This window comes from Mesorhizobium sp. P2_C4 (assembly GCF_056404575.1).
In genome coordinates this window covers 343133-369830 of sequence record NZ_JBFUDT010000002.1, presented here as the reverse complement: position 1 = coordinate 369830, position 26698 = coordinate 343133, and the positions used below count along the sequence as shown (strand labels likewise).

Below are 26698 nucleotides of genomic sequence, written 5' to 3'. Positions count from 1 at the left end.
GGTCGTGGTGCTGCTCGGCGTCTCGAATGTGCCGATAGTGGCGCCGAAACCGGTCGATTTGCAGAACTGCGGACAGGAAACGCCTTGACCCCAACCGTCTCCAGCCGGGCGAGCAGCCCCGGCATCGACAGCACCTATGCGTGGACGCGGCTCGGCATCTCGATGCTGCTGTCGACGATCGGCGGCGTCGGCATGTGGGCGGTGGTCGTGGTGCTGCCCGCGGTGCAGGCCGAATTCGGCGTCGACCGCGCCGCCGCGTCGATACCCTACACCGCGACCATGGTCGGCTTTGCCGCCGGCAATGTGCTGGTCGGCCGCGCCATCGACCGCATGGGCTACTGGTTCCCGGCGCTGATTGCTGCGATCGCGCTCGGCAGCGGCTTCCTGCTGGCGTCGCTGGCCACATCGATCCTGCAGTTCACCCTTGTCCAGCTGCTGATCGGCGTCGGCACATCGGCCATCTTCGGTCCGCTGATTGCCGACATCTCGCACTGGTTCAACCGCCGCCGCGGGGTCGCGGTTGCGTCGGCGGCCTCCGGCAACTATCTCGCCGGCGCCATCTGGCCGGCCGTCATGCCGATGTTGATGAAGGCGGAAGGCTGGCGCTTCACCTACGCAACCATCGGCCTCATCTGTCTCGCGACCATGGTGCCATTGGTGCTGATGTTGCGGCGGGGCGCCCCTCGCGAGGCCGCGCCCGGATCGCCCGGCAGCCGCGTCGTGCAGCCGATCTCGCTGTCGCCGGCGGCCTTGCAGGTGCTGCTCGTCATTGCCGGCCTCGGCTGCTGCGTGGCGATGTCGATGCCGCAGGTCCACATCATCGCCTATTGCATGGATCTCGGCTATGGCGTGGTGCACGGCGCCGACATGCTGTCGATCATGCTGGCGGCGGGCGTCGTCAGCCGGTTGGCGTCGGGCTTCATCGCCGACCGCATCGGCGGCGTCAAAACCCTGCTGATCGGCTCGGTGCTGCAATGCCTGTCGCTGCTGTTCTACATCCCCTTCGACGGGCTTGCCTCGCTCTATGTCGTCTCCCTGGTCTTCGGCCTGTCGCAAGGCGGCATCGTGCCTTGCTATGCCATTATCGTGCGCGACTACATGCCGGCCAGGGAAGCCGGCCAGCGCGTCGGCATCGTCATGATGGCGACCATCTTCGGCATGGCGATCGGCGGCTGGATGTCGGGCTGGATCTACGATCTGACCGGTTCCTACGCCGCGGCATTTCTCAACGGCATTGCCTGGAACCTTTTGAACATAGCGGCGATGGTGCTGGTGCTGTGGAAGGCGCGGCGCAGCGCCCTGGCGATGGCCTGAGGGCGACCGGCACTGCCGTGCGTTCACTTGACAATGGCGCAATGCTGCGCGACGCCAGATTGAGGGTGACAGCCGGCTGGAGTGGTATGGCGGCAGGGGCAAGGACGCTGGGTATCGTTTCGCAACCACGGGCCTTCAAAGGCACGGCGCCGGGATCGAGGCCATGATCAAGCCGCGCTCGCGCCGCGGCGGCGGCCGTCCGACCATCGCCGATGTGGCGCGCAAGGCCGGCGTCGGCGCCATCACCGTGTCGCGTGCCTTGCGCGAGCCGGAGCGGGTCTCCGAGGATCTGCGCAAGCTGATCCAGGCTGCCGTCGACGAACTCGGCTATGTCCCCGACCCGAACGCGCGGGCGCTCGCCTCGGCGCGGGCCGATGTGTTTGGCGTTCTGGTGCCGTCGCTTACCAACAACGTCTTTGCCGAAGTGGTGCGCGGCATCTACGACAGCCTGTCGGATGGCCCGTTTCGCATCCAGCTAGGCAACACCCATTATTCCGGCCTCGAGGAAGAAAGGCTGTTGCAGCTGTTCGGCTCGCAGCGCCCGGCTGCACTGATCGTGGCCGGCATCGACCAGACGCCAACCTCGCGAAAACTGCTGGAGAGCGCCGGCTGCCCGGTGGTGCAGGTGATGGAGACCGGACCCGATCCCGTCGACATGCTGGTTGGCTTCTCGCATTTCGATGGCGGGCGGGCGGCGACAGAGCACCTGATCGAGAAGGGGTACCGCCGCATCGGCTTTATCGGCGCGCGCATGGACCCGCGCTCGCAGCGGCGCCTCGCCGGCTATCGCGCAGCGATGGAAGCCGCCGGCCTGTTCGACCCGCGGCTGGTCACCACCACGCCGTTGCTGTCCAGCGTGACACTCGGGCGCGAATTGTTTCGCGATGCGCTGGCCAAGATGCCGTCGCTCGACGGGGTGTTCTGCAACAATGACGATATCGCGCTCGGCGTGCTGTTCGAGTGCCACCGCGCGTCGATTGCCGTGCCGAAGACGATCGGCATCGTCGGCTTCAACGATCTCGACATGATGCAGGCGGCCTTTCCTTCGATCACCAGCATCCGCACCCACCGCTACGAAATCGGCCGGCGGTCGGTTGCCATGGCGCTCGCGGCAATCGCCGGCAACAGGCCGGAAGAGCGGATCGTCGATCTCGGTTTCGAGCTCAAGCGCCGCGAGAGCACCGACCGTTGAAAGCTCGACCGAGGAGTCCGTTGATCCGGACGGCTCGACCCTCATCGCGGTGAGATCGTACCTGGGCGGAGGTATTCAAGGAATGCCTACGCGGGCCAGGGTCCGTGAACGTCTGGGCGGTTTCCTATGGGAAAATGGGGAGGCCGAACCGCTTCATTGAGGGTCACGCTTATCCATGCGGCAAGGTCATTCTTGATCCACTTGTCCACCATCTGGCGCTCGTTGTCGGAAAGGAGGGGTGCGAGGCTTGCCAATATATCGAACACGCCAGCTGCGTAGCCGCGCCGGTAAATGTGTTCCCGTTCTGGATCAATGCCGCTTTCCATCGCCCGTTCCACATCCTGTATTGTTCCGCGCTTGCGACGAAAACGGTAGTGGAATTCACCGACGTTGTCGCTGTTTCTGGTCGCGGCAATCGCGGGTAAGTGGCCAGAGCAGCGGGTCGTCGATCTCGGTTTCGAGCTCAAGCGCCGCGAGAGGACCGACCGTTGAACACGCATTCACCACTGTGCGAATGACGCTTTACACTGCGTAATGGTAGCGCTACCATTTTCGCTGAGAGGTGCTTATAACAAATAGTAAAATCTGTTTATTATATATAAGCGACACCTCACGCTTGTTTATTATGGATAATATGATAGTTTTTCCGGCGCTGACGGGAGAGCAAGGGGAGGGGATCGGGGCGGCGCCAGGCCACCGAAAGGCGCGGTAAAGCTGGGCAGGAGGTGCCAGGCCTGACGCGCGCGAAGACGTCACAGCACTAACAACAATCAGAACTGCAACTGGGAGGAATATCGATGATCAAGTCACTCGTTGGTGGCATCGTTGCCGCCACTGCATTCGTCATGCTCAATTCGGCCGCAATGGCCGCCGGACCCGAAGTCGTCCCGGGGCCAGCCGCCGAGCCGGACTGCTTCGCGCCCTGGGCCGCAGATACGCAGTTCTTCAAGTTTCCCAAAAAGGATGGCCCGTACCGGATCGCGCTCGCCAATGGCTATATCGCCAACACCTGGCGCATCCAGATGATCCAGACCGCCAAGGCTTACGCAGCGCAAAAGGACGTCGCCGCCAAGCTGAAGGAATTCAAGGTCGTGTCGACCGGCGAGGATGTGCCGGCTCAGATTTCGGCGATCAACAACTTCATCGATTCCGGCTATGACGCCATTGTCGTCAATGCGCAGAACCCGACCGCTTTCGCGCCGGTGATCAAGCGCGCCAAGGAAGCCGGCGTCGTGCTGGTCGCCTTCGACAACATTCTCGACACCAAGGACGCCATCAACGTCAACGTCGACCAGAAGGGCCTTGGCGAACTTTGGGGCAAATGGCTGATCAGCCATATACCCGATGGCGGCAAGATCCTTGAAGTGCGCGGCGTTGCCGGCACGTCGGTCGACACCGACCGCCACAATGGTATCCATGAAGCCTTCGACGCTTCCGGCAAGAAGTGGGACGTCACCGAAGTCGCCGGCAAGTGGGACGACCCGACGGCGCAGAAAGTCACGGCTGACGCCATCGCCACCAACGGTCCGTTTGTCGGCATCACCGGCCAGGGTGGCGATACCGGCATCGTGCAGGCGATGATCGACGCCAAGCATGCCTTCGTGCCGTTTGGCGGCGAAACCGAAAACGGCTTCCGCAAATTCTGCGCGGCCCACGCGGCGGACGGGCTGAAATGCTCATCGGCCGGCACTGGCCCGGCCCAGGTGGCGGTTGCCATCAAGACGGCGATCGCGGCACTCGAGGGGCAGGTCGTACCGCAGTCGGTCAAGCTGCCGCTGGCCATCGTCGAGGATCCGAACTTCAAGGAAGGCCAGGATTATTTCCCCGACCAGTCCGACAATTTCTTCGTCGGCAATTCCTTCCCGACCTGCGGCATCAACTTCACGGCGCAGGAAATCATGGGTCAGACCAAGGCGGACCAGTAGGCAACGTATCCGGCGCCGCGGGATCTCCGCGGCGCCGGCCACTCCATATTCCTGGTCGTCAAACTGCCTTGGGAGGGCCGATGGACGGTGCGGTTCCGCTCTTCCGGATGGAAGGCATATCCAAGCGCTATGGTGGTGTGCGGGCGCTGGAAAAGGCCGAGCTTTCGGTTTCATCCGGCAGCATTCACGGCATCCTCGGCGAAAACGGCGCCGGTAAATCGACGCTGATCAAGGTCATGGCGGGCGTCGTTGCGCCCGATGAAGGCCGCATGATGCTGGATGGCAGCGAGGTGACGTTCGCTTCGCCTGGCGCTGCAAACAAGGCCGGTATCGTCTGCATCTTCCAGGAGCTGTCGCTGGTCCCAGAACTCAGCGTCGCCGACAACATCGTCATTTCCGACCCGCCGACACGGTTCGGCATGATCGATCGCAAGGCACAGCGTCACATCGCCGAGGAAGCGCTGGCGCGCGCCGGCGCCGCCGACATCCACCCGCTGGCGCTGGTCAAGGATCTGCCCCTTTCAAGAAGACAGATGGTCGAGATCGCCAAGGCGCTGGCACGCAAGCCGCGCATCCTGATCCTCGACGAGGCGACCTCGGCGCTGACCGCGACTGACGTCGCCAAGATCTTTAGCGTGCTCAAGCGATTGCGCTCAGAAGGGCTGGCGCTGCTCTACATCTCGCACCGCATGAACGAGATCGCGGAACTCGCCGACCAGTGCACGGTGTTCCGTAACGGCCGCAATGTCGCCAGCTATGCGGCGGGCACAAAGAGCGACAATGAAGTCGTCGAACTGATGATCGGACGCGAATACAGCCATATTTTCCCGCCGAAGCCCGCGCGCGCTGCAGCTGCCGCCGTTCCCGTGCTGGAGGCGCGCAAGCTGTCCTGGACCGACCGGCTGGACAATGTCTCGCTGACGGTCGGGGCAGGCGAGGTGGTCGGTCTTGGCGGTCTCGACGGCCAGGGCCAACGCGAATTGCTGCTCGCCTTCTTCGGTGTGCTGCGCGGTCTGTCCGGTCAGATCCTCATCGACGGCAAGCCGGTGGCGATCGCCAGCCCCGCCGCTGCACGCCATGACGGGATCGGCATGGCGCTGATCCCGGAAGACCGCAAGACCGAAGGCCTGATGCTGCCGATGACGGTGCGCGAGAACCTATCTTTCGCCGCACTCGACCGATTGGCGAAAGCCGGCATCATCGACCGCGCCGCCGAGCAGCGCTTGATCGACGACATGGTTGGTCTGCTGGCGATCAAGACGGCAGGCCTCGACATTCCGGTCGGCGCGCTGTCCGGAGGCAACCAGCAGAAGGTGGTCATCGCCAAATGGCTGATGCGGCAGCCGCGCATCATCCTGCTCAACGATCCGACGCGCGGCATCGATGTCGGCACCAAGCAGGAGCTTTATCAGCTGATGCGCAAGCTGGCCGATGCGGGTGCGGCGATCCTGTTTTATTCGACCGACTATGACGAACTGATCGGCTGCTGCGACCGTGTGCTGGTGCTCTATGATGGGGCAGTCAAGCGCGAACTGGTCGGCGCCGAAATCACCGAGCGGGCGCTGATATCAAGTGCGCTCAACATCCACGGCGAGGAGAGCCCCGTGAGCCTGGGAGCGGACGCGTGAAAGATTGGCGCTACTGGCTGGCCGAACAGCGCGGAACGCTGCTGGCGCTCGGCATTTTCATCGTCATGTTCGTCATCTACACCTCGAACCATCCGGCCGGCTTCACCGCCAACGTGGTGCAGACGGCCTCGAACAAGGGCGTGCTGCTCGCCTTCGTGGCTATGGCGCAGACGCTGGTGGTGATCACCGCCGGCATCGACCTTTCCGTCGGCATGATCTTCACGCTGACCAATTGCCTGGCTTCGTGGCTGGTTGTTGGCACCGGCATCGAGACCGCCTTCGGGGTCATCGCCGTGCTTGGCACCGGGCTGCTATGCGGGGCGATCAACGGTGCCATTGTCATCTATGGGCGGCTGCAGCCGATCGTCGCCACCATCGCCACAGGTGCCGTCTATTTCGGCATCGCGCTGTTGCTGCGGCCATTTCCCGGCGGCTCGGTCAATGAGGATCTCGCCGACGCCCTGACCGGGCGTCTGTTCGGCGTGGTGCCGGCCAGCCTGGTGGTGCTGCTCGCCGTGGTGCTGATCGTCTGGGTGCCGTTCAGCCGCTCGGTGCTCGGTCGTGCGGCTTACGCGGCGGGCTCATCGGAAATGGCGGCCTACATGTCCGGCGTACCGATCCGGCGTGGCAAGTTTGCCGCCTACGCGCTTGCCGGGCTGCTCGCGGCGATCGGCGGGCTGTTCCTGACCTTCTTCACCTATACGGGCGAGGCAGCCTATGCCAGCGGCAACGCCTACACGTTGTTCTCGATCGCCGCCGTCGTGCTCGGCGGCGTCTCGCTGTTCGGAGGCAAGGGCAGCGCCATCGGCGCGATCTTCGGGGCGCTGGCTTTCCGCACCATCGGCGATCTGCTCTTCGTCTTCGATTTCGATCCGCTCTGGCAGCCGCTGTTCCAGGGCGTTATCCTGCTGATCGCGGTCAGCCTCGGCGCCTTCGCCCTGTTCAGGGTCCGCAACCGGCTGGAGTGGTTCCTGTGAGCGAGACGACATTGGGCGGAATTGCTGGCCGTATGCCGAAATTCATTCGCCGTGCCGATCCGGCGGTGCTCACGGCCTTTGCCTGCATCGTGCTGCTGCTGTTCCTGGGCAGTCTCTATTCGCGCAGTTTCCTGTCGCCTGAATATCTCTTGCAGCAGCTCAAGGTGGCGTCGTTCCTCGGCGTCATCGCTACCGGCATGATGCTGGTCATCCTGCTCGGCCAGATCGACCTTTCGGTGCCATGGTCGGTGGCGGTGGGCGCCATGATGGCCAGTGCGATGGCGGCCTTCGGGCCGACTGGCGTCGCGTTGGCGATTCCGTTCGGCATTTTGTGCGGCGTCGCGATCGGCATCGTCAATGGCATCGGCGTCGCCTATCTGCGCATCCCCTCGATGATCATCACGCTGGCCACCAACGCCGTCGCGCAAGGGCTGATGGTGGTCTACACTGGCGGGTTCTCGCCGCAGGATTCGGCGACCGGCGCGATGCGCTACCTGGCGACTGGCTTTGCCATTCCGGGCGTGCCCAATGCCGTCGTCATCTGGGCGCTGATCGGAGCTGCGATGGTCTTCGTGCTGACCCGCACCAGCTTCGGCCGCAGCGTCTACGGCATCGGCAATCGCGAGCGCGCAGCCTACCTCTCCGGCATCGACACACGGCGCGTGGTGATGATCGCCTTCGCCGTTTCCGGCGGGCTCTCAGCCTTCGGCGGGGTGCTGCTGGCCGGCTACGCCTCCAAGGCGGCGCAATCGATGGGCGATGCCTATCTGTTGCCGTCGATCGCCGCGGTGGTGCTTGGTGGCACCTCGATCCTCGGCGGGCGCGGTTCCTATCTCGGCACCGTGGCCGGCGTCATCCTGATCACGCTGCTGCAGTCGATCCTTTCCGTCATGCAGATGCCGGAGGCCGGGCGGCAGATCATCTATGGCGTCGTCATCGTCGCCATGCTGCTGCTCTATGGCCGTGCACCGGCAAGCCGCTAATCCGCTCGTGGACGAAGCGGCGGCACAATCTCGGGCGAGCCGTGCCGGGCCGGGGCTTGCCATCGTGGTCATGGGCGTCGCCGGCTGTGGCAAATCAGTCGTCGGCAAAGCTTTGGCCGCGGCGCTTGGTGCCATTTTTGTCGAAGGTGACCGGCTGCACCCGCCCGAGAATGTCGCGCGCATGGCGAGCGGCGAGCCGCTGACCGATGCGTTGCGCGAAGGCTGGCTCGACGCCATCGGCCGACAGATCGCGGCGTCGACCGGCAGCGGGCAGGGCGTGGTCGCCGCCTGCTCGGCGCTGAAACGCAGCTATCGCCAGCGTCTGCGCGGTTTTTGCCAGGGCATCGTCTTCGTCTATCTGGAGATCAACCCGGCGACCGCAAAGCGGCGCGTCGGTAGCCGCAAGGGGCATTTCATGCCGGCAAGCCTTGTCGACAGCCAGTTCGCCATCCTCGAAGCACCTGCAGCCGACGAGCGGGCATTGACCCTCGATGGGACGCGTCCGGTGGCCCAGACCGTCACTGAGGCCGTGAGCCTGCTTGGCAGCGTGGTTTCATGAGGATGTGCCGGCATCATCGTCCGGCCCGGCATTGTCGGGTCGTTCGCTGAGCCGGTCCTGGCCGGACCATACCATCATCTGCTCGGGATGAAGCTTGAGGGCCTCAAGCAGGCGGTCGCGCTTGAGCAGGATGTAGTGCGCCTGAAGCTCGATGTTCTTGGCGCCCGAGGCACCCGGCGCCGGCCTAGATGCCGTTGGCAGCAGTTCCGGGCTGATGACGGCGTGGTATTGGCGAAAGGGGACCGTCTCGAAGGTCGACATGGCAAACAGCGCTGCCCCGCCTCTGGCGGCGAAATTTGCCGGCGCCGAGGCAAGGTGGGTCCAGCCGTTTTCGCCAAGCGCCACTTCCGCAAATGTCGAGCCGGCATGGATGTTGTTGGTCATCAGGACAACACCGTTCTCCCTCAGGATCTTCTGCATGCGCGTGGTCACCTGATAGGCGTCGCTGCGATCGAACACGACGCGGCTTTTCAGGAAACGGTTCTCAACCCAGACCATGGGCGGATTGAGAAAACGCAAGCCGAATGTCGTCTCGGAGATGCCGTGGAAGCGGACGCTTACCTGATGGGCCTCGACGCCGGCCTCATGCAGCGCGCGCTTGCCGATGATCGTCTGGGCGGTGAACTGATCGCACCAGATGATGGCGCCGCGGCCGCGCTTCAGCGCTTCCCGAAGACCTTCGAGCCCCTCCAGGCGGATGGCCGGCGACCAGCCGACGCCGACCAGATGCGCGGCGAGAAGCAGGCGTCGACGGTGAAGCGCGGCAAGCATGGCGCTGAACAGTTTTTGCACATCGACGCCGCTGCCAAGCACGGCCCGCGTCGACGGCTCGTAGCGTGAAAAATCCTTGCTGACATGGCGCTTCTGGCGAAGCCTGGACACCCAGCCACAGATCGGTGCCCACCAATTGACCGGCAGCGTTGCGGCGACACCGAGATAGAAAGCAAACAACAGGCTCTCGCGGAAATCCCTGTTGGAAAAGCGGCGCAGCTTTGCGGGTTTGACGATCTTGCGGCTGAAGAACCGGACAGACTCGGCGCTTTCCGGCACCAGGACATCGGCGATGATTTCAGTGTGGTAGCCTACGGCGGATGACGGTTTGCGGCCGGCTCTCCTGGATTGTCCGAACCACGGCAGCCTCATCCGATCGGTGTCCAGCCTGTTTTGCGCGCATCCGAAAATCGCTTTACTGCGTCTGCCACAGGGGCGCAATCGGCGCCGATGGAGCATTGCGGTAGGTATTCAAGGTTCGAGCGTGGAACAGGCGCTGTCGGGCGCCACCGCCGATGGCGAGCCGATCCGCGATTTCGCGCGCAGCCGCATCGTCGAGTTCAAAGTGCCGCGCCACATCCTGCGGGTCGTGCTTGCCGGCAAGCTCGGTCTGGTCTGAGGCGACTATTCGTATTGGAGCATGATCTTATGCGAAAACCGGCTCCCACTTTTCGGGATCATGCTCTAGATCTGCGACGTCAGTTCGACCGGGAAATCGTCATTGTCGGCGTCGCGCATGGCGGCGAGGCTGCGATTGTCCAGCACCTCGGCGATCGCCTGGCGCACTTCCAGCATCATGTGGCGGACCTGGCAGGTCGCCTCGTCGCAATCCTCGCAACGCTGGTACTGGGTGCGGCTGGCGCAAGGGATCGGCGCCAGCGGCCCGTCGAGCACACGCACGACATGGCCGATCTTGATCTCGGAGGCCGGGCGGGCGAGGCGATAGCCGCCTTCCTTGCCCTTGCGGCTCTGGACGAAACCGGCATTGCGCAACTCGCCCAGAATGGCGTCGAGGAATTTCTTCGGGATGTTGTTGGCGACCGCAATGTCGTTGACGAAGGCCAGTTGGCCGACCGGCAGGCCGGAAAGATGCACGAGGGCCTTGAGGCCGTATTTGCCTTTTTTCGTCAGCATGCCCTGATCAACCCATGAAGCCCCAACCACTCGCATCTGGCGACTGTTTGTGTGCAAATGATGACGTTTTCGCCGTGCGTTCGCGAAAACAAGCCGCCGGATCGCACGTTAGGCATGAACGCGTTGATTCTTCGTAACGTTTTGCACCACAGGGCCTCGAAACCCGGTCGCGCTGGCAATTCGGACCGCCCAGAACGAAGAAAACCGGCTAGTCGCCGGCTTTCCTTGAGGTCGGATGGTGGTGATTTCTAGCGGCTGCCGTAGGCCTGGTCGAGCAGGCCGCCGGCGGCGAAATGCTCCTTCTGCACCTTGTCCCAGCCGCCAAAAACATCCTGCACCGTCAGCAGGCGGACATCGGGGAAGTCGGCCTTGTATTTGGCCGCGACTTCCGTGTTGCGGGCGCGCAGGCCATTTTCGGCGGCGATGTTTTGACCTTCCGGCGAATAGAGGAAGTCGAGATAGGTCTTGGCCAGATCGCGGCTGCCGTGCTCGTCGGCGACCTTGTCGACGATCGCCACCGGGAACTCGGCCAGCAGACTGACCGAGGGCGTCACCTGCTCGAACTTGTCGTCGCCATACTCCTTGCGGATGCCACGTGTTTCCGACTCGAAGGTGATCAGCACGTCGCCGATCTCGCGCTGCACGAAGGTGGTGGTGGCAGCGCGGCCACCGGTGTCGAAGATCGGCACGTTGTTGAACAGCTTGGTGACGAATTCCTTCACCTTGGCGTCGTCGCCCTTGAACGCCTCCTTGGCGTAGGCGGTTGCCGCCAGATAGGTGTAGCGCGCATTGCCAGAGGTTTTCGGGTTGGGGAAGATCACCTGCACGTCGTCGCGCACGAGATCGTTCCAGTCCTTGATGTGCTTGGGATTGCCCGCGCGGACGAGGAACGAAGGCAGCGAGTAGAAGGGCGAGGCGTTATCGGGAAAATCCTTCTGCCAGTCGGCCGAGACGAGACCTTTCTTGACCAGAAAATCGATGTCGGTGACCTGGTTGAAGGTGACGACATCGGCGCCGAGGCCCTCGGCGATGGCGCGCGCCTGCGCCGACGTTCCGGCATGCGACTGGTCGATGCTGACGCCGGGGTGTCCGGCTATGAAAGCCTTGTTCACCTGCGCGAACAGTTCGCGGCCGACATCATAGGAGGCGTTGAGCAATTTGTCGGCCGACCAAGCTTGGGAGGATGCGAGGAAAAGGCTGGCGACGGTGACGACGCCCAAGAAAAATCGCTTCATGAAAACAGGCTCCGGATGCAATGCGTCTGATGCCTGAAGATAACCGCGCCGCGTCGCTGGCGACGAGACATGCGCACCGGACTTATCAGGCCGTCGCGAGAAAAAGCATTGTCGAAACAGTCATCTGGTAGGATTTCCTTCCAACCAGAGTCTTTTCTGCGTCTTCCCGGCGGATGATGCTCTATGCAGCCGGAAAAAGCTTCCAGCGCTTGGGGCGAAACGCAACCCGGCTCTTCTGTGCCGCCGGATGGTCGACTGGCAGCTCGATTTCGACCCGCTGGCGCTCGCCGCCGATTTCGAGTTCCACCCGCCTGGTGCCGGCGACGCGGCGGCTGGCGGCGACGGTGCCGGCAATGCAGCCGCTGCAGCCGTCGAGCAGTTCGACATCGTGCGGGCGGAAGAACAGCAATGCGTCGCCTGAAGGCGCATGCGGCGCCGCCAGCCCGATCGGGCGGTCGGCGATCCAGACCTCGCCATTCTCGACCTTGACAGGAAGCGAGCTCGATTCACCGATGAAGCCGTAGACGAAGGGCGAGTTCGGCGTGTCGTAGATTTCGTCGGCGGTGCCGACCTGCTCGATGCGGCCCTGGCTCATCACCACGACGCGGTCAGCAAGCTCCAGTGCTTCTTCCTGGTCGTGGGTGACGAAGACGGTGGTGTGGCCGGTGGCGTCGTGGATCTCGCGCAGCCAGCGGCGCAGTTCGCGGCGCACCTGGGCGTCGAGCGCGCCGAACGGCTCGTCCAGCAAGAGCACCCGGGGCTCGATCGCCATGGCGCGGGCCAATGCCACGCGCTGGCGCTGGCCGCCCGAAAGCTGCGCCGGATAGCGCTTTTCCAGGCCGGAAAGCTGGACCAGGTCGAGAAGCTCGGAGGCGCGGCGACGGATTTCCTGCGCCGGCGGCCGTGTCGGCCCGTGCCGGACTTTCAGGCCGAAACCGATATTGTCGGCGACCGTCATGTGCCTGAACAGCGCATAGTGCTGGAAGACGAAGCCGACATTGCGCTCCTGGATCGACTTTTGCGACGCGTCCTCGTCGCCGAAGAAGATTTTTCCTCGCGTCGGCCGCTCCAGCCCGGCAATCAGCCTGAGCAGCGTCGTCTTGCCGGAACCGGACGGCCCCAGCAGCGCGATCAACTCACCGGACTTGATGTCAAGCGACACGTCATGGAGGGCCGGAAACCGCTCAAACTCCTTGCGCACGTTGGCAACGCGAACTTCCATTTACAGAACCTTCTAATGCCCGCGTGTCGCGGCGATCTCGGCGCCGTAGCGCATCTCGAGCAGTGTTTTCAAGACCAGAGTCACCAGCGCCAGGCCCGCAAGCAATGAAGCCACGGCGAAAGCGCCGACGGCGTTGTACTCGTTATAGAGGATTTCGACATGCAGCGGCATGGTGTTGGTCAGGCCGCGAATGTGACCCGACACCACCGAGACGGCGCCGAATTCGCCCATGGCGCGGGCATTGCACAGCAGCACGCCGTAGAGCAGCCCCCATTTGACGTTGGGCAGCGTCACATACCAGAAGGTCTGCCAGCCATTGGCGCCGAGCGAAAGTGCCGCCTCTTCGTCGCCATTGCCCTGTTCCTGCATCAGCGGGATCAATTCGCGCGCGACGAAGGGGAAGGTGACGAAGACGGTGGCCAGAACGATGCCGGGCACGGCAAACAGGATGGCGATGCCATGCGCCTTCAACCAGCCGCCGAGCAGGCCTTGAGCGCCGAACAAAAGCACATAGACCAGTCCGGAAATGACCGGCGATACCGAGAACGGCAGGTCGATGAGCGTGGTCAGGAAGGCCTTGCCCTTGAACTCGAACTTGGCGATCGCCCAGGCGGCGGAAATGCCGAAGACGACGTTGAGTGGCACCGAGATCGCCGCCACCAGCAGCGTCAGCCGGATCGCCGAGCGGGCGTCGGCATCGCCCAGCGCTTCGGTATAGGCACTGACGCCTTTGGCCAGCGCCTCGTGGAAGACGATGATCAGCGGCAAGAGCAGGAAGATACCCAGGAAGGTGAAGGCGATGGCCATCAGCACGATTTGCGCCGGGCGGCTTTCGGTGACCGCCGCCGACTGGCTCTCGTGGTGCGGCTCGTAGGATTTGATTTCGGGATCAGCCATAGCGCTTGCGGCTCCATGACTGGGCGAGATTGACGACAAGAAGCATCACGAACGACAGCAAAAGCATGATCGCCGCGATCGCCGTCGCGGCGGGGTAGTTGTACTCCTCCAGCCGGATGACGATCAGAAGCGGCGCGATTTCGGATTTGTAGGGCAGATTGCCGGCGATGAAGATGACCGAGCCGTATTCGCCGACGCCGCGCGCAAAGGCCAGCGAAAAGCCGGTGATTATGGCCGGCGCCAGGCCCGGAAACAGGATACGGGTGATGATCTGGAAGCGGCTGGCGCCAAGCGTGGCGGCGGCTTCCTCAACCTCCTTGTCGATCTCCTCCATGATCGGCTGCACGGTGCGCACGACGAAGGGCAGGCCGATGAAGACCAGCGCGATGACGATACCGAGCGGCGTATAGGCGACCTTGATGCCAAGCGGCATCAAAAGGTGGCCGATCCAGCCGTTTGGTGCGTAAAGCGTGGTCAGCGCAATGCCGGCCACGGCCGTCGGCAGCGCGAAGGGCAGGTCGACCATGGCGTCGACAATGCGCCGGCCGGGAAAGCGGTAGCGCACCAGCACCCAGGCGACCAGCGTGCCGAAGACGACATTGACGCCAGCCGCGAGGAAGGCGGTGCCGAAGCTGATTTCCAGCGCGTTGAGGGTGCGGCGATCGGTGGCAATGGCCCAGAATTCAGGCCAGCCAAGGGCGGCCGAGCGCCAGACCAGCCCGGACAAGGGAATGAGGATGATGAGGGTGAGGTAGGCAAGCGAGAAGCCGAGCGTCAGTCCGAAACCCGGAATGACACTCGGCTGTCTGAACCGCCACCCCGCCTGCGCGGGTGCTGTGGTCATATCGTCCTGATCTAGATTTTAGCTCACTGGGCCGGCTTATAGATCTGGTCGAATATACCACCGTCGCCGAAATGGTAAGGCTGTGCCTTCTTCCAGCCGCCGAAAAGCGGATCGTCGATGGAGATCAGCTTGATATCAGGTGTTTTGGGCAGATCCGCCGGCGCCACGAGTTCCGGCTTGGCCGGACGATAGTGGTTCTTGGCGATGATCGTCTGCCCTTCCTTGGAATAGAGCCAGCCGAGATAGGCTTCGGCGACCTTGCGCGTGCCCTTGGCGTCGACATTGGCGTCGACAATCGCCACCGGCGGTTCGGCCAGGATCGATGTCGGGGGGTAGACGATCTCGAAATTGTCGGCGCCGAATTCGTTCAGCGCCAGATAGGCGTCGTTTTCCCAGCCGATCAGCACGTCGCCGAGGCCCTTTTGCGCGAAGGTGACGGTCGAGCCGCGCGCGCCGGTGTCGAGCACCGGGGCATGGGCGTAGAGATTGCCGACGAATTCCTTGGTCTTGGCTTCGTCGCCGCCATCATTGGCGTTGGCATAGGCCCAGGCAGCGAGATAGTTCCAGCGCGCGCCGCCCGAGGTCTTCGGGTTCGGCGTAATCACCTGGACACCGTCCTTGATCAGGTCGCTCCAGTCGTGGATGCCCTTCGGGTTGCCCTTGCGAACCAGGAAGATGATGGTCGAGGTGTAGGGGGCCGAATTGTTCTCGAACTTGGTGCGCCAGTCCGGATTGATCTTCTTCGACTTGTTGACGATGGCGTTGATGTCGCCTTCGAGAGCCAGCGTCACCACATCGGCATCGAGGCCGTCGATCACGGCGCGGGCCTGTGCGCCCGATCCGCCATGCGACTGCTGGATTGTGACCGTCTCGCCGGTCTCGGCCTTCCAGTGGGCGACGAAGGCCTCGTCATAGGCCTTGTAGAGTTCGCGAGTCGGGTCATAGGACACGTTCAGAATGGTGGTATCGGCAAACGCGAAACCGAGCGTGCCGAACTGGACAGATGTGGCGACCAGTGCGCCGAGCAGTTTCCTGAAATGAGGTTTGGTCATTTCCGCCTCCGTTGATGACGGCCGAACTCTAGCGAATTGATAGAAATTAGATGCATTCAATGTTGCCTTTTTTGCCCCATTGAAGCAATTTTTCGCCGAACCTCAGCCTCATGAGGAAATATTTTCCTCGCGTAGCCATCGCGAGGATCCGGTGCTGATCAGAGATCTAACTAGAAACGGGTCGCGCTTCGGCAATGGCCGCAGGGAATCGGGCGAACTTTGCCGTCACAGCGGCCGAAGGCTCACTCGGCAGTGACGGGAAAGTCGAAGCGCTGCTTCGGAAACGGCTCGCTTTCCAGCGTGAAGTGCCACCATTCGCGCGCATAGTTCTTGAAACCATTGGCGCGCATCGCTTCGACAAGCCGCTGGCGGTTGGCGGTCGCTTCCCCAGCAAGCGGGCGGTGCGCCGTTTCGCTCATCGGGTCGAAACAGTCGAAACCGGTGCCGAAGTCGAGCGTGTCGGCATCGGGCGCGCCGCAGGCCGGCTTTGGCGCGCTCTTGGCATCGGTTCGCGCGATGGCGACATCGACGGTCGAGCCGCGCGAATGGGTGGACAGTTCGCCGATATAGCCCTTGGCGATGAGGTCCTTACGCTTGACCGCGGGATACCATTGCGGGTCGGGCGGTCCGCCTTCTCTCGTCCATTGGCCCATATCGGAAACGGCACGCGCCGGGCGGTAGCAGTCGAAGACGACCAGCGTCAGCCCCTCAGCGGCGATTGCCTTCTGCACGCCGGACAGAGCTTCCGCGGCTTGCCTGGTCAGGATGCACACGGGAGCCTCATAGCCGCTGGCCTTGCGGTGCAGGAAGTTTTCGAGGCCGGCATAGCGGATGTCCTGCCGGATCGAGGGATCGACATCGGCGAGGCGGACAAAGCCGGCGGGGAGGGCATCGGCGCTTGCGGGCAGGGCGAAAGTCAGCGGCAGCAGGGCGCAAAACGCAATGCGTTGAATCACCTGCCGCATTCTATTCAACGAACAGTTTCACTCGACGAACACTTTCACGCTGGCCGCGCGTCCCACCGCGTCGATCACGGTCAGCGTCGAGTAGCCGGCGCCGTCAGGCAGCCAGGTGGCGGAGCGGCGCCGGTCGATGCCGGTGAGCGGCTTGCCGTTGGCCAGCCAGCGGAACGGCGCGCGGCCACCTTGCAGCTTCAGCACCAGCGGCGAGGCGTCGGCCGAATTGGTGGCAAGATCGACGCGGGCGCCGTCGGGCGGGAAGATGATCGTCGGCGCCGGCTCGGTCGGCGTCGCCTGCACCAGCCCGTCGGCGCCGGCGCCGAAGCGCGCCAATGTCACCGGCAAGTCCTCGCGTTTGGGCCTGACGACGCCGGCCGGCTGGCTGGGCAGCGGCACCGCGGCGAGGCCCGAACGGACGAAGCCTTCGAACAGGATGGGTGCGGCGGAGACATAACCGGAGAGGCCGGGCACCGCGCCGGCATCGGCGCGGCCGACCCAGATTCCCAGCACATAGCGGCCGTCGAAGCCGACCGACCAGGCATCGCGATAGCCATAGGACGTCCCGGTCTTGTAGGCGATGCCGCGCTGGGCAGCGCCCTCTGGCGGCTTGACGCCCGACAGGATGTCGGTGATCTGCCAGTTGGCCTGATCGTCAAGGATGGTGGCGGTGGTGCGTTCGGCATTGGCCGGCTCGGTGCCGTCATGCAGCGAGTGCGCCTTGCCGCCATTGGCAAGCCCGGTATAGAGCTGGACCAGGTCGCGCAGCGTCACCCCGACGCCGCCTAGGCCGATGGCCAGGCCCGGCGCCTCGTTAACAGGTAGAACGGGGTTGACGCCGGCCTGGCGGAAACGCGCCGTCAACCGCGCCGGGCCGACCGCGTCCAGCACGCGGATTGCCGGCACGTTGAGCGACAGTTGCAGCGCCTGCCGGATGCTGACGTCGCCCTGATAGCCCATGTCGAAATTCTTCGGCCGGTAGCCCCCGAAATCGACCGGGCTGTCCTCGATCAGCATTTCCTGGGCCACCAGTCCCTGCTCGAAAGCCAGGCCATAGATGAACGGCTTCAGCGTCGAGCCGGGCGAGCGGATGATTTTGGTCATGTCGATCCAGCCGGAGCGGCTGGCGTCGAAGAAATCGGCCGAGCCGACTTCGCCCAGTATGTCGCCGGTGCGGGCATCGGCCAGCACCATGGCGACGGAGAGGCGAGGGCCGAGCTTGCTGGCGGCGTCCTTGGCCACCTGTTCCAGCCCTTCCTGCACGCTTTTGCGGATCGTCAGTTGCAGCGGCTTGCCGGCGACAGCCTTGGGCAGCATGGCATAGGCGGCATGCGGTGCCAGCGCCGGCAACTTGCGACGCAGGCCCGAGACATCGTCGAGCGCGGCACGTGCCGCTTCGCGTTCGCCAAGCAGGCCTGCCGAGACCATGCGGGTCAGCACCCGATCGCGGGCGGCGTGGGCGATGTCGAGGTTGCGGTCGGGACGGCGTTTCTCGGGCAGCTGCGGCAGCGCGACGAGCAAAGCTGCCTCCGAAACCGTCAGCCGCTTCGGCTCCTTGCCGAAATAGGCGAGCGAGGCAGCGCGCACGCCTTCGAGGTTGCCGCCATAGGGGGCAAGCGTCAGGTAGCGTTCGAGGATCTCGCGCTTGGACAGCCGCCGCTCGATCTGGATGGCACGCAGCATCTGCTTGATCTTGGAACCGAGGCTGCGGCTTTCGCGCGGTTCGATCAGCCGGGCGAGCTGCATCGACAGTGTCGAGCCGCCGGAGACGATATGGCCGCTGGTGACGAACTGCCCGGCAGCGCGGGCCAGCGCCAGCACATCGACGCCTTCATGGTCCCAGAAGCGCTTGTCCTCATAGGTGACCAGCATGTCGACGAACTGCTTGTCGACCTGGTCGAGGCGGGTCTCAAGCCGCCAGTAGCCGTCTGGGGTGGCGAAGGCCCGCAACAGCTGGCCGTCGCGGTCCTGCACTTCAGTGGAGACCGTCAGTTTTTCGGGCAGGGGTGGCGGGAATGCGCGGTCGAGTTGCCAGAGCGCAGCGGTGGCAATTGCAAGAATTCCGGCGCAGGTGGCTGCGGTTATGGCGGTGCGGCGAAGGATTTTCCTGGAAAGCATGGCGCCGCCCCTCATTGCCCTGCCGGGCATTTCTCCCCGTGTAGAGACGGGGAGAAAGGGGCCTGCGCAGAGGTTTTCGCCAACTTCCAACGTTGCAGAAGAGGCACCGACGATCGCAGCAGCGCCCTTCTCCCCGTCTCTATACGGGGAGAAGGTGCCGGCAGGCGGATGAGGGGCAGCGCCATCGCTACGTCTATCAAGGCGCCTTACGGCGCCTTGACCTCCATCATGCCGGTGGCGGTGCGGGCCGAATATTGCGGCCGGTACATGTCTTCGATCGTCGCCGCCGGATGGGCATAGACGCCCGGCGTCACCGCGCGCACGACATAGGCGAGCGTGATGTTACGATCGCCGTCGCCATCGTTCGGATTGAACGCCGCGACGAAACGGTCGTCGCGGAATTCGAGATGGGCAGCGTCGGTCTGCGCCAGCCAGGAGAAGTTCGTCAACTGGGCGCTGGAGACCAGGCCGGGATTGTCGATCTCGAAGCCGGCCGGCAACAAGTCGGTGATCAAAAGCCGCGACGGCCACCTGTTCTGCTCGTAGATCTTGAGCACGACCACATAGCGTTCGTTCTGGGTCACCTCGGTGACGTTGGCCTCGGTGCCGTCGAGCTTGTAATAGGTGCGCTCGATGGTGAAGCCGTCGCCGCCGGCCGGCAGAGGCTGGATCGGCGACGCCACCGTGGTGACGACCGCCTGCAGCGGTGTTGTGCCGGTGTTGGTGATGGTCAGCGGGCTGTCGACCAGGTCGGTGCCGGTGATCTGGTTCGAATAGCCGCCGGCATGCGCTGCGCCATTGACGGTCAGCGTGATCGAATCATTGCCCGACCTCAGCGCGCGGGCCGCCAGCAGCATCCAGGATTCGTCCTGTGTGGTGGTCCAGCGGGCCTCGGCGCGTTGTCTTGCCACCAGCTTGATCAGCTCCGGCATGATCTTCGGCACCGGCTTCGATTCAGCGGCAAGCGCCAGTATCGCCGCGCCGTCACGCAGCGGCGAACCATAGTCCGACCGGTAGTAGTCGTAGTCGGTGGCGGCCTTGGCCAGTTGCAGGGCGGTCTGGAAGGTCGCTTCCGCGCGCTGCGTGTCGCCGTACAGCGCCAGGCTCGCCGCCAGCTGGCCGACGGCCATCGGGCTGGTAAAGGCTTCGAGCTGGGTGTCGGCATAGTAGCGCAGATCGCCGACCGAAGCCTTCTTGTTGCGGGCCAGCACGTAGAGCGCGTAGGCGATCTCGCTGCCGCGATCCTGGACGTCCTGGTCGTAACCGACCGAGTTCTGCAGATTGCTCAGCGCCTGGCTCATCGCCAGCGCCGGCACGTCGTATTTCTGCTCACGCGCCCGGGTCAGGAAGTCGGTGACGTAGGAGTCGAGCCACAGATCGCCGGAGCCCGGACCCCACAGGCCGAAGCTGCCAGCCGAGGCCTGATAGCTCAGCACCTTGTAGATGGCTGTCTGGATGCGATCATGCAGGTCGGGGTCGCTGGCCATGCCGATGCTCGAGGCCATCTCGTTGACGTAGAGAAGCGGCATGGCGCGGCTGGTCGTCTGCTCGGCGCAGCCATAGGGGTAGCGGTCGAGCGTCATCAACAGCGACGGCACGTCGAAGGCAGCAGCCTGCGAAACGCCGACGCTGACGGACGCGCCGTCGAGCAGACTTGCCGCCAGCAGTTCCTTGTCGACGCGCAATGCGCCGCCATTGCCCTTGAGGTCGACCACCAGGCGGGTGGTAACCGGCAGTTGCGGCGGGCGCACCGGCACATAGAGCGTCTGCTCGACAGTGGTGCCGTCGGCATGGGCGAGTTTGATGGTGATCGAGGCATTGCCCGCCGTCCTGGCCACCAGCGGTACTGTCAGCGTCTGCCGCTTGCCCTTGGCCAGCGTCAGCTTTGCGGGCAGGGGCTTGTCGCCGGTCGAGAGATCGCCGGTGGTGTCAATGGACAGCGCATAGTCGCCGGCCGGACCATCGGTGTCGGCGACGTCGAGCCGCATGACGGCGGCATCGCCGGGCGCCAGGAAGCGCGGCAGGCCGGCGGTGATCACTATGGGATCGCGGACGATCACATCGGTCTGGGCATGGCCGACCGCTTCCTTGGTCCAGGCGACGGCCATGACGCGCACGGTGCCGTTGAACTGCGGAATGTCGAAGTCGACCCGTGCCTTGCCGTCGGCGTCGAGCTGCACCACGCCGGAGAAAAAGGCGACCAGCTTTTCGGTCGGCGGACTGCCTTGTGTCTGCATGGCCGCACCGTCGCCGCCGGTGCGCAATTTGCCGGTGGCGCCCAGCGAACCGTCGATGAGACGGCCATAGATGTCGCGAATTTCAAGGCCGAGCATGCGCTGGCCGAAGAACCAATCCTCCGGATCCGGCGCCTTGTAGTTGGTGAGGTTCAGGATGCCGACATCGACGGCAGCGACCGTGACATAGGCGTTGGTGCCCGGCTGTACGCCGGCCACGGAAACCGGGATCGACAGCTGCTGGCGCGGCATGGTCTTGTCCGGCGGCGTCAAGGTGACCGCGAGCTTCTTCGAGCCCGGATCGACCTTCAACCATTTCACGCCGATGGCGCGGGCCGGCATGCGCGTCTCCTGCGCGTCACCGGGCCTAAACAGGGTTGCGGTGATATAGGCGCCGCCACCCCAGTCGTCACCGACCGGGATATCGACGGTGCTGCCGCCGGCGGGAACGCTGGCGGTGACGGTCTTCAACAGCTTGTCGGCACCGATGGTGAGCAGCAGTTCACCGGCAAAATGCGGCGAGACCTTGAGCTTGGCCACTTCGCCCGCCGCATAGCTGTCCTTGTCGAGAGCGATCTCGAGCCCGTCAGGTGTTTCGGTGGTGGTCGAGGAGACATACCAGCCGGCATCGAATTCATAGCTGGTCGCCGGTCCTTCCGGATCGGCCGTCTCGATCTCGAGCCGGTACTGGCCCCAGTCGACCGGTACCGAGACGGTGGCCTCGGCATCGGCGCTGAGATCGATCTGGCCATTGGCGATCGACTTGGTGAACGTCACCGGTTCGTAGTTCCAGGAGTTGTTGGAGCGGTACCACTGGTAATTGCGTTCGACCTTGACCAGCGACCACTGCGCGCCTTTCAGCGCCTCGCGCTTGCCGTCGGGATCGACGGCGATCAGGCTGAATTTCGCGGTGCCGCCTTGCGGCACTTCATTGTCTTCGAAATCCGGACGGATGCCGATCATGTGGCCGGACGGGCGGATGCCGATGTTCAGCGAGCGCTCGATGGCGCGGCCGCCGGTTTCGCGCATGCGCACCGTGACCTTGGCATCGACGAGCTTGGTGGTCGCCGGCAGTTGCTCGACGGAGACCGGGAAGGTCGCCTTGCCGTCATCGCCGACCACCGGCAGATCGGTGAACGGGGTGACGGTCGGCTCCGCCGACTGCTCGTCGGCGAGGCCGAACGAATAATCCTTGAAACGGTCCCAGTCGCGCGCGGTCGACAGCGTCAACTCGCCTTCGAGCGCAAGGCCCGCTGCCGGCGCGCCGTAGAGGAAGCGGCCGTCAATGTTGATGTTGGCGGTTTCGCCCTGCGCGATCTCCTGCTTGTCGGAGGTCATGTCGAATTCGATGCGATCCGGGACGAAATCCTCGACCAGGAACATCTGGCTGGCAACGGCCGCCTGCTTGGGATCGGTGTAGATCGACACCGTCCAGGTGCCGCGCATGGCGTTGGGTTCGAGCGGCAGGTCGACGGCATGGCCGCCGGCCGAAGCGCCGTCGCTGACGATGCGGCGGTTCTCGACCCCGTCGGGACGGGTGAAGATGAAGGTCAGCGGCAGGTTCTCGACCGCCTTGGCGGCGCCGTCGCGGGCAAGGGCTGCGACATGGACGTCCTCGCCGGCGCGGTAGATGCCACGCTCGGTCCAGGCATAGATGTCGAGGGCGCCGGGCGCCGCGCGCCCGGTGACGCCGCGATCGGACAGGTCGAAGCCGGCGCGGCCCATGTCGAGGAAGACGAAGTCGTTGTCGCCCTGCTTGGCCATCAGAACGGCCGGCACCATGCCGCCATCGCCGCGCGTCAGGCCGGCGTTGAAGACAGCATGGCCTTCGGCGTCGGAGGTCGCAGTGCCGAGGATTTCGTTGTTTCTGGCGAGCAGCGTCAGTTCGGCGCCGGCGATCGGCTTGGCGGTTCCGAGCGATCGGGCAAAGACGTTCAGCCCGTCCTGGCCGGTATAGGTCGACAGGCCGATGTCGGAGACGACGAACCATTGCGTGGCGATCGAATTGTAGTCGTCGCCGTTGTCGTTGACGGCCTGCGCGGTTAGCACATAGACGCCGGGCTTGCGCTGCGGCAGAGCCTCGTCGACCGGGAAGGACGTGGTGACGTCCTTGTTCAGATCATTGACGATGTCGAGCTGGCCTTCCCAGACCGGCGAGCCCATCTGATCGGCGATGCTGGAAATGTCGTAGCCGTCGAGCTGCTTCAGGAACTGGTAGCCGGACAGAAGCTGCGCCAGCGAACGGTCTCCGATGCGGTAAAGCTTCATCTGCGCGGCGTTCATGTTGACGGTGACGACCGGGATGCCCCGGCGCGCGCCGGCGGGCAGCACGAAGCTGTCGCCGGTGAAGCGGGCCGAAGGCGCGCGGTCCTGCACATAGATCGACAGCACCACTGGTGCGGCGGTGACTTCGCCTATTGCCGCCGGCAGGCCGGCGCGGAAGGTCACTTCATAGTGCTGGCCGTGCTCGAGCCCTTCGACGCAGATCTGCTTGTCCTTGGCCTCGACGCCCTTGGGCGGCGCGTTGTCGACGGTGACGAATTGCGCATAGTCGACGCCGGTCTTGACCAGTTCCTCGGAAAACTGCGCGCAGATGCGCGGCGCGCTGGTGTCGGCATCGACCGAATGGTCAATGATGCGGAAACCTTTGCGCGCCTTCAGATCGGCATAATCGGCCTGGACGGCAGGCGAACTGACCAGAGCGAGACTGGCTTCGTAGGCCTGCAGGGCCGGCCGGTAGAGGTCGCGGCGATCGAGGCCGGCACCGATCAGCGCCAGCGCTTCGGCGCGCGTTTTGGTGGTGCGCAGCAGCTTGTAGGCGTTGAGGCCGGCCGAGGTGGCGTTTACCGGCAAATTATAGGCTTCCGGGGTGTTGGCCGTTGGCTGCACGGCGAGCGTTTCGCGCGCCAGTCCGAGCCAGAGCTGGCCGTCATCGGGCAACACCGAAACCGCGGCTTCGTATTTCTGCATGGCGGAGCGATGGTCGCCGGTCAGGGCCGACTGTTCGGCCGCCGCCCGCAGTGCGGTCAGCCCTTCGGTTGGCTTGGTGTAGGTCGGATCGGTGAGCTTGTTGCGGTATTGCTGGGCCTGGTCGGCCATCCAGCCCGGGAAGAAGGTGAGTTCCGGCGGCGCGCCGATATCAGGATCGCCATCGATGTTGACGATCTTGCCGGCGACCGCACCGCTGAAGGGCTTCAGCGAATTATAGTCGGATTTGAGGAAGCACCACTTGGCCTTGTTGTTATAGGTGAAGGCGCGGCAGGCGGGATCGCCGAGGCATGTGGTCTTGCACTGGTCGAGGCTGACATTCTGGTCGGATCTGAGATCGAAACCGAAATAGTCGGAGTTTTCGGTTGTCACCACCCGCCGTGCTTCGGCCGCTTGCGCGGCAGTTCCCCAGGCGAAAAACAGAAGAATCAGAATCGACAGACCACGAGCCGCCGCGCGCATTGCCATAACACCCTCCAGACACTGCTTACGTCCCGGCATGTTCAAGCTTCAGTCAGGCTTGTCAACACAAGGACGGGGCAGGTGCCGCCTGCCAACGGTTTCCTTTCCGGTCGATGACCGGTAGTACCTCCATAGGACAGGGATCACGCTTTCTTGCGAAAACGCAGAAGGTGTGAATTCCAAGCCCGGACTATTTCAGACAATTGGATTGTGGCCCCTTTACGAGCGCTTCAGAACTTCATTCCAATTTTAGCTTTGGGGACTAAGTTAGAACAGTAATGCAGGCGTGTGAAACGCAGATGTCTAGGGGTACCGCGCGACGGCGCCGGCTTTCGCGCGCCCTGATTCTGGCCCTGGCCTGCTCGACCGTGTTGGTTGCCGAAGGCGGAAATGCGGCCCCTTTCGAGCTATTCGGCATTAAATTGTGGGGCTCGTCCAACGACGAAGACGCCGACATCGTCGATCCGCTGCGCTACGCCGTGACCATAGAGGCGCCAGATGCGGACAAGGACCTAGTCAAGAAGATCGAAAACGCCTCGGCTCTCAAAGCCGACGAAGAACGTCCGGTTTCGGGTTCGCTCGGGCTGCTGGCCAAGGCGCGCAGCGACCGCGAGCAGCTGGTCGCCGCGCTTTATGCCGACGCCCGCTACGAGGGCGTCGTCACCATCACCATACAAGGCAAGCTGCTGGACGAATTGCCGCCCGATGCTGAGTTTTCAGGCCCGCAACCGATCCCGGTTGTGATCAGCATTGCCGCGGGCCCGAAATTCACGCTTGGCAACATAAGGCTGGAAGGCGACGCGGCCGGGCTCATGAGCGCCGATTTCGGCCTTATCGCCGGCGGCGACGCGGGGTCGGGCGCGGTGCTCAAGGCCGAGGCGCTGATCGTGCGGGCACTGAAACAGGAAGGCAGGCCGCTGGCGAGGATCACCGACCGGCAGATCGTCGCCGACCACGCGACCTCGACGCTCGACGTGACGCTGACGGTCGCCGCCGGGCCGATCGCCGGCTATGGCGACACCACGGTCGAGGGCACCGAGAAGGTCGACCGCGATTTCACCGAATACATGACCGGACTGAAGCGCGGCCGCCAGTACTCGCCCGAAGAGATCGACGATGCGCGCGACCGGCTGCTGGCCCTGGAAGTGTTCAACAGCGTGACATTGAAGGAGGCCGACAGCCTCGACGCCGACGGCAACATTCCGATCGGCGTCCAGGTCAGCGAGCGCAAGCCGCGCTATTTCGGCATTGGCGGCACCGTCTCCAACACTGAAGGGCTCGGCCTCGAAGGCTATTGGGGCCATCGCAACCTGTTCGGCCGGGCCGAAAAGCTGCGCATTGACGGCAAGATCAGCGGCATCGGCAGCAATGATCTGAGCCAGCTCAACTACAATGCCGGCATCATGTTCGAAAAGCCGGGCGTGATCGGGCCGGCATCGAAGTTCTTCGCCAGCGTCAAGACGGTCTTCGAGCACCCGGACGCCTACGACCATTTCTCGCTCAAAGGCAGCACCGGCCTGTCTTACGATCTGACCAAGAAGCAGACGGTTTCGGCGGAGGTGGCGCTCGACTATTCGAGGGTCACCGACACTTTCGGCAAGCATAAATACCTGATCGCCAGCATTCCGCTGCAATATGTCTACGACAACAGGGACAACCGGCTGAACCCGACCGGCGGCTTCAGAGTGCTGGCCTATGCCGAGCCGAGCTACGACATTTTGAACGGTGCCGCCTTCGTCAAGCTGAAGGGCGAGGGGTCGGCCTACCAGTCGCTGGATACGGCTTCGAAGTTCGTGCTGGCTGAGCGCGTCGCCGTCGGCTCGATCGTCGGCACCAGTCTCGGGAATGTTCCGGCCGACCGGCGCTTCTACTCCGGCGGCGGCGGCTCGGTGCGCGGCTACGCCTATCAGGGCATCGGTCCGAAGGACTTGACGGGCCAGCCGATCGGCGGGCTTTCGTTCTTCGAGACTTCGGTCGAGATGCGCATCGCCATCACCGACACGATCGGCATCGTGCCATTCGTCGATGCCGGCACCGTCTCGACGAAGGTGTTTCCCGACTTTTCCGACGTCAAGGTCGGCGCCGGTGTCGGCTTGCGCTATTTGACGCCGTTCGGGCCGCTGCGCATCGACGCCGCCGTGCCGCTCAACCGCGATCCCGGCGATCCGCACTTCGGCATCTATGCTGGCATTGGCCAGGCGTTCTGA

General features: G+C 63.9%; 20 protein-coding genes. 10 read left to right on the top strand and 10 right to left on the bottom strand.

Annotated features, from left to right (window positions below):
* Positions 1–84: 84 nt before the first annotated feature.
* The 8 genes from AC1DX6_RS08155 to AC1DX6_RS08120 all read left to right on the top strand — a co-directional run bounded on the left by AC1DX6_RS08155 (position 85) and on the right by AC1DX6_RS08120 (position 8578).
* Positions 85–1314: an MFS transporter gene (locus tag AC1DX6_RS08155; protein WP_477313633.1), complete on the top strand. Its 1230-nt coding sequence runs from the start codon at positions 85–87 to the stop codon at positions 1312–1314.
* Positions 1315–1477: 163 nt separating this feature from the next.
* On the top strand, positions 1478–2506 hold the full coding sequence (gntR, locus tag AC1DX6_RS08150) for an HTH-type transcriptional regulator GntR (RefSeq protein WP_477312231.1): 1029 nt from the start codon (positions 1478–1480) through the stop codon (positions 2504–2506).
* Positions 2507–2610: 104 nt separating this feature from the next.
* The gene (locus AC1DX6_RS08145; RefSeq protein WP_477312230.1) at positions 2611–2931 is read left to right on the top strand and encodes a hypothetical protein; all 321 of its coding nucleotides are present in this window, start codon (positions 2611–2613) and stop codon (positions 2929–2931) included.
* A gap of 372 nt (positions 2932–3303) precedes the next feature.
* Positions 3304–4431: a sugar ABC transporter substrate-binding protein gene (locus AC1DX6_RS08140; RefSeq protein WP_477312229.1), complete on the top strand. Its 1128-nt coding sequence runs from the start codon at positions 3304–3306 to the stop codon at positions 4429–4431.
* Between the two features lie 80 nt (positions 4432–4511).
* Positions 4512–6059: a sugar ABC transporter ATP-binding protein gene (locus tag AC1DX6_RS08135; RefSeq protein WP_477312228.1), complete on the top strand. Its 1548-nt coding sequence runs from the start codon at positions 4512–4514 to the stop codon at positions 6057–6059.
* Positions 6056–7036 (top strand): ABC transporter permease, encoded by a 981-nt coding sequence (locus tag AC1DX6_RS08130; protein WP_477312227.1) that lies wholly within the window; start codon positions 6056–6058, stop codon positions 7034–7036. Before AC1DX6_RS08135 ends, AC1DX6_RS08130 begins: the two co-directional genes overlap by 4 nt.
* A complete protein-coding gene (locus tag AC1DX6_RS08125; RefSeq protein ID WP_477312226.1) occupies positions 7033–8019 on the top strand; it encodes an ABC transporter permease in 987 nt (328 codons plus the stop codon). The genes AC1DX6_RS08130 and AC1DX6_RS08125 overlap by 4 nt, the downstream gene beginning before the upstream one ends.
* Before the next feature lie 7 nt (positions 8020–8026).
* Positions 8027–8578, top strand: a complete 552-nt coding sequence (locus tag AC1DX6_RS08120) for a gluconokinase (protein WP_477312225.1) — start codon at positions 8027–8029, stop codon at positions 8576–8578.
* On the opposite strand, the gene AC1DX6_RS08115 is transcribed toward AC1DX6_RS08120, so the two are convergent.
* Positions 8573–9721: a lysophospholipid acyltransferase family protein gene (locus tag AC1DX6_RS08115; protein ID WP_477312224.1), complete on the bottom strand. Its 1149-nt coding sequence runs from the start codon at positions 9719–9721 to the stop codon at positions 8573–8575. The two genes, AC1DX6_RS08120 and AC1DX6_RS08115, sit on opposite strands and share 6 nt — an antisense overlap.
* A 112-nt stretch (positions 9722–9833) precedes the next feature.
* Here AC1DX6_RS08115 and AC1DX6_RS08110 point away from each other — a divergent pair, with 112 nt between their 5' ends.
* Positions 9834–9968 carry a hypothetical protein gene (locus AC1DX6_RS08110; protein ID WP_477312223.1) on the top strand — a complete coding sequence of 45 codons (135 nt, stop codon included), beginning with the start codon at positions 9834–9836 and terminating at the stop codon, positions 9966–9968.
* Positions 9969–10033: 65 nt separating this feature from the next.
* Here the strand turns inward: AC1DX6_RS08110 and AC1DX6_RS08105 are convergent, their stop codons facing one another.
* From AC1DX6_RS08105 to AC1DX6_RS08065, 9 genes are all read right to left on the bottom strand, one after another.
* Positions 10034–10483, bottom strand: coding sequence for an RrF2 family transcriptional regulator (locus AC1DX6_RS08105; RefSeq protein WP_006202816.1), 450 nt, complete (start codon positions 10481–10483; stop codon positions 10034–10036).
* A 248-nt stretch (positions 10484–10731) separates the two neighbouring features.
* Positions 10732–11718, bottom strand: a complete 987-nt coding sequence (locus tag AC1DX6_RS08100; RefSeq protein ID WP_477312222.1) for a sulfate ABC transporter substrate-binding protein — start codon at positions 11716–11718, stop codon at positions 10732–10734.
* 181 nt (positions 11719–11899) lie between these two features.
* Positions 11900–12940, bottom strand: a complete 1041-nt coding sequence (locus tag AC1DX6_RS08095) for a sulfate/molybdate ABC transporter ATP-binding protein (RefSeq protein WP_477312221.1) — start codon at positions 12938–12940, stop codon at positions 11900–11902.
* A gap of 12 nt (positions 12941–12952) precedes the next feature.
* Positions 12953–13837 (bottom strand): sulfate ABC transporter permease subunit CysW, encoded by an 885-nt coding sequence (cysW, locus tag AC1DX6_RS08090; protein ID WP_477312220.1) that lies wholly within the window; start codon positions 13835–13837, stop codon positions 12953–12955.
* On the bottom strand, positions 13830–14681 hold the full coding sequence (gene cysT / locus AC1DX6_RS08085) for a sulfate ABC transporter permease subunit CysT (RefSeq protein WP_477312219.1): 852 nt from the start codon (positions 14679–14681) through the stop codon (positions 13830–13832). The genes cysW and cysT overlap by 8 nt, the downstream gene beginning before the upstream one ends.
* Positions 14682–14704: 23 nt before the next feature.
* Entirely contained in the window at positions 14705–15733 is a 1029-nt protein-coding gene (locus AC1DX6_RS08080) for a sulfate ABC transporter substrate-binding protein (protein WP_477312218.1), read from the bottom strand.
* A 242-nt stretch (positions 15734–15975) separates the two neighbouring features.
* A complete protein-coding gene (locus AC1DX6_RS08075) occupies positions 15976–16698 on the bottom strand; it encodes a M15 family metallopeptidase (protein WP_477312217.1) in 723 nt (240 codons plus the stop codon).
* Between the two features lie 18 nt (positions 16699–16716).
* Positions 16717–18807, bottom strand: a complete 2091-nt coding sequence (gene pbpC / locus AC1DX6_RS08070; RefSeq protein ID WP_477312216.1) for a penicillin-binding protein 1C — start codon at positions 18805–18807, stop codon at positions 16717–16719.
* A 206-nt stretch (positions 18808–19013) separates the two neighbouring features.
* Positions 19014–24497 carry an alpha-2-macroglobulin family protein gene (locus AC1DX6_RS08065; RefSeq protein ID WP_477312215.1) on the bottom strand — a complete coding sequence of 1828 codons (5484 nt, stop codon included), beginning with the start codon at positions 24495–24497 and terminating at the stop codon, positions 19014–19016.
* 272 nt (positions 24498–24769) lie between these two features.
* Here AC1DX6_RS08065 and AC1DX6_RS08060 point away from each other — a divergent pair, with 272 nt between their 5' ends.
* Positions 24770–26698, top strand: coding sequence for an autotransporter assembly complex protein TamA (locus AC1DX6_RS08060; protein ID WP_477312214.1), 1929 nt, complete (start codon positions 24770–24772; stop codon positions 26696–26698).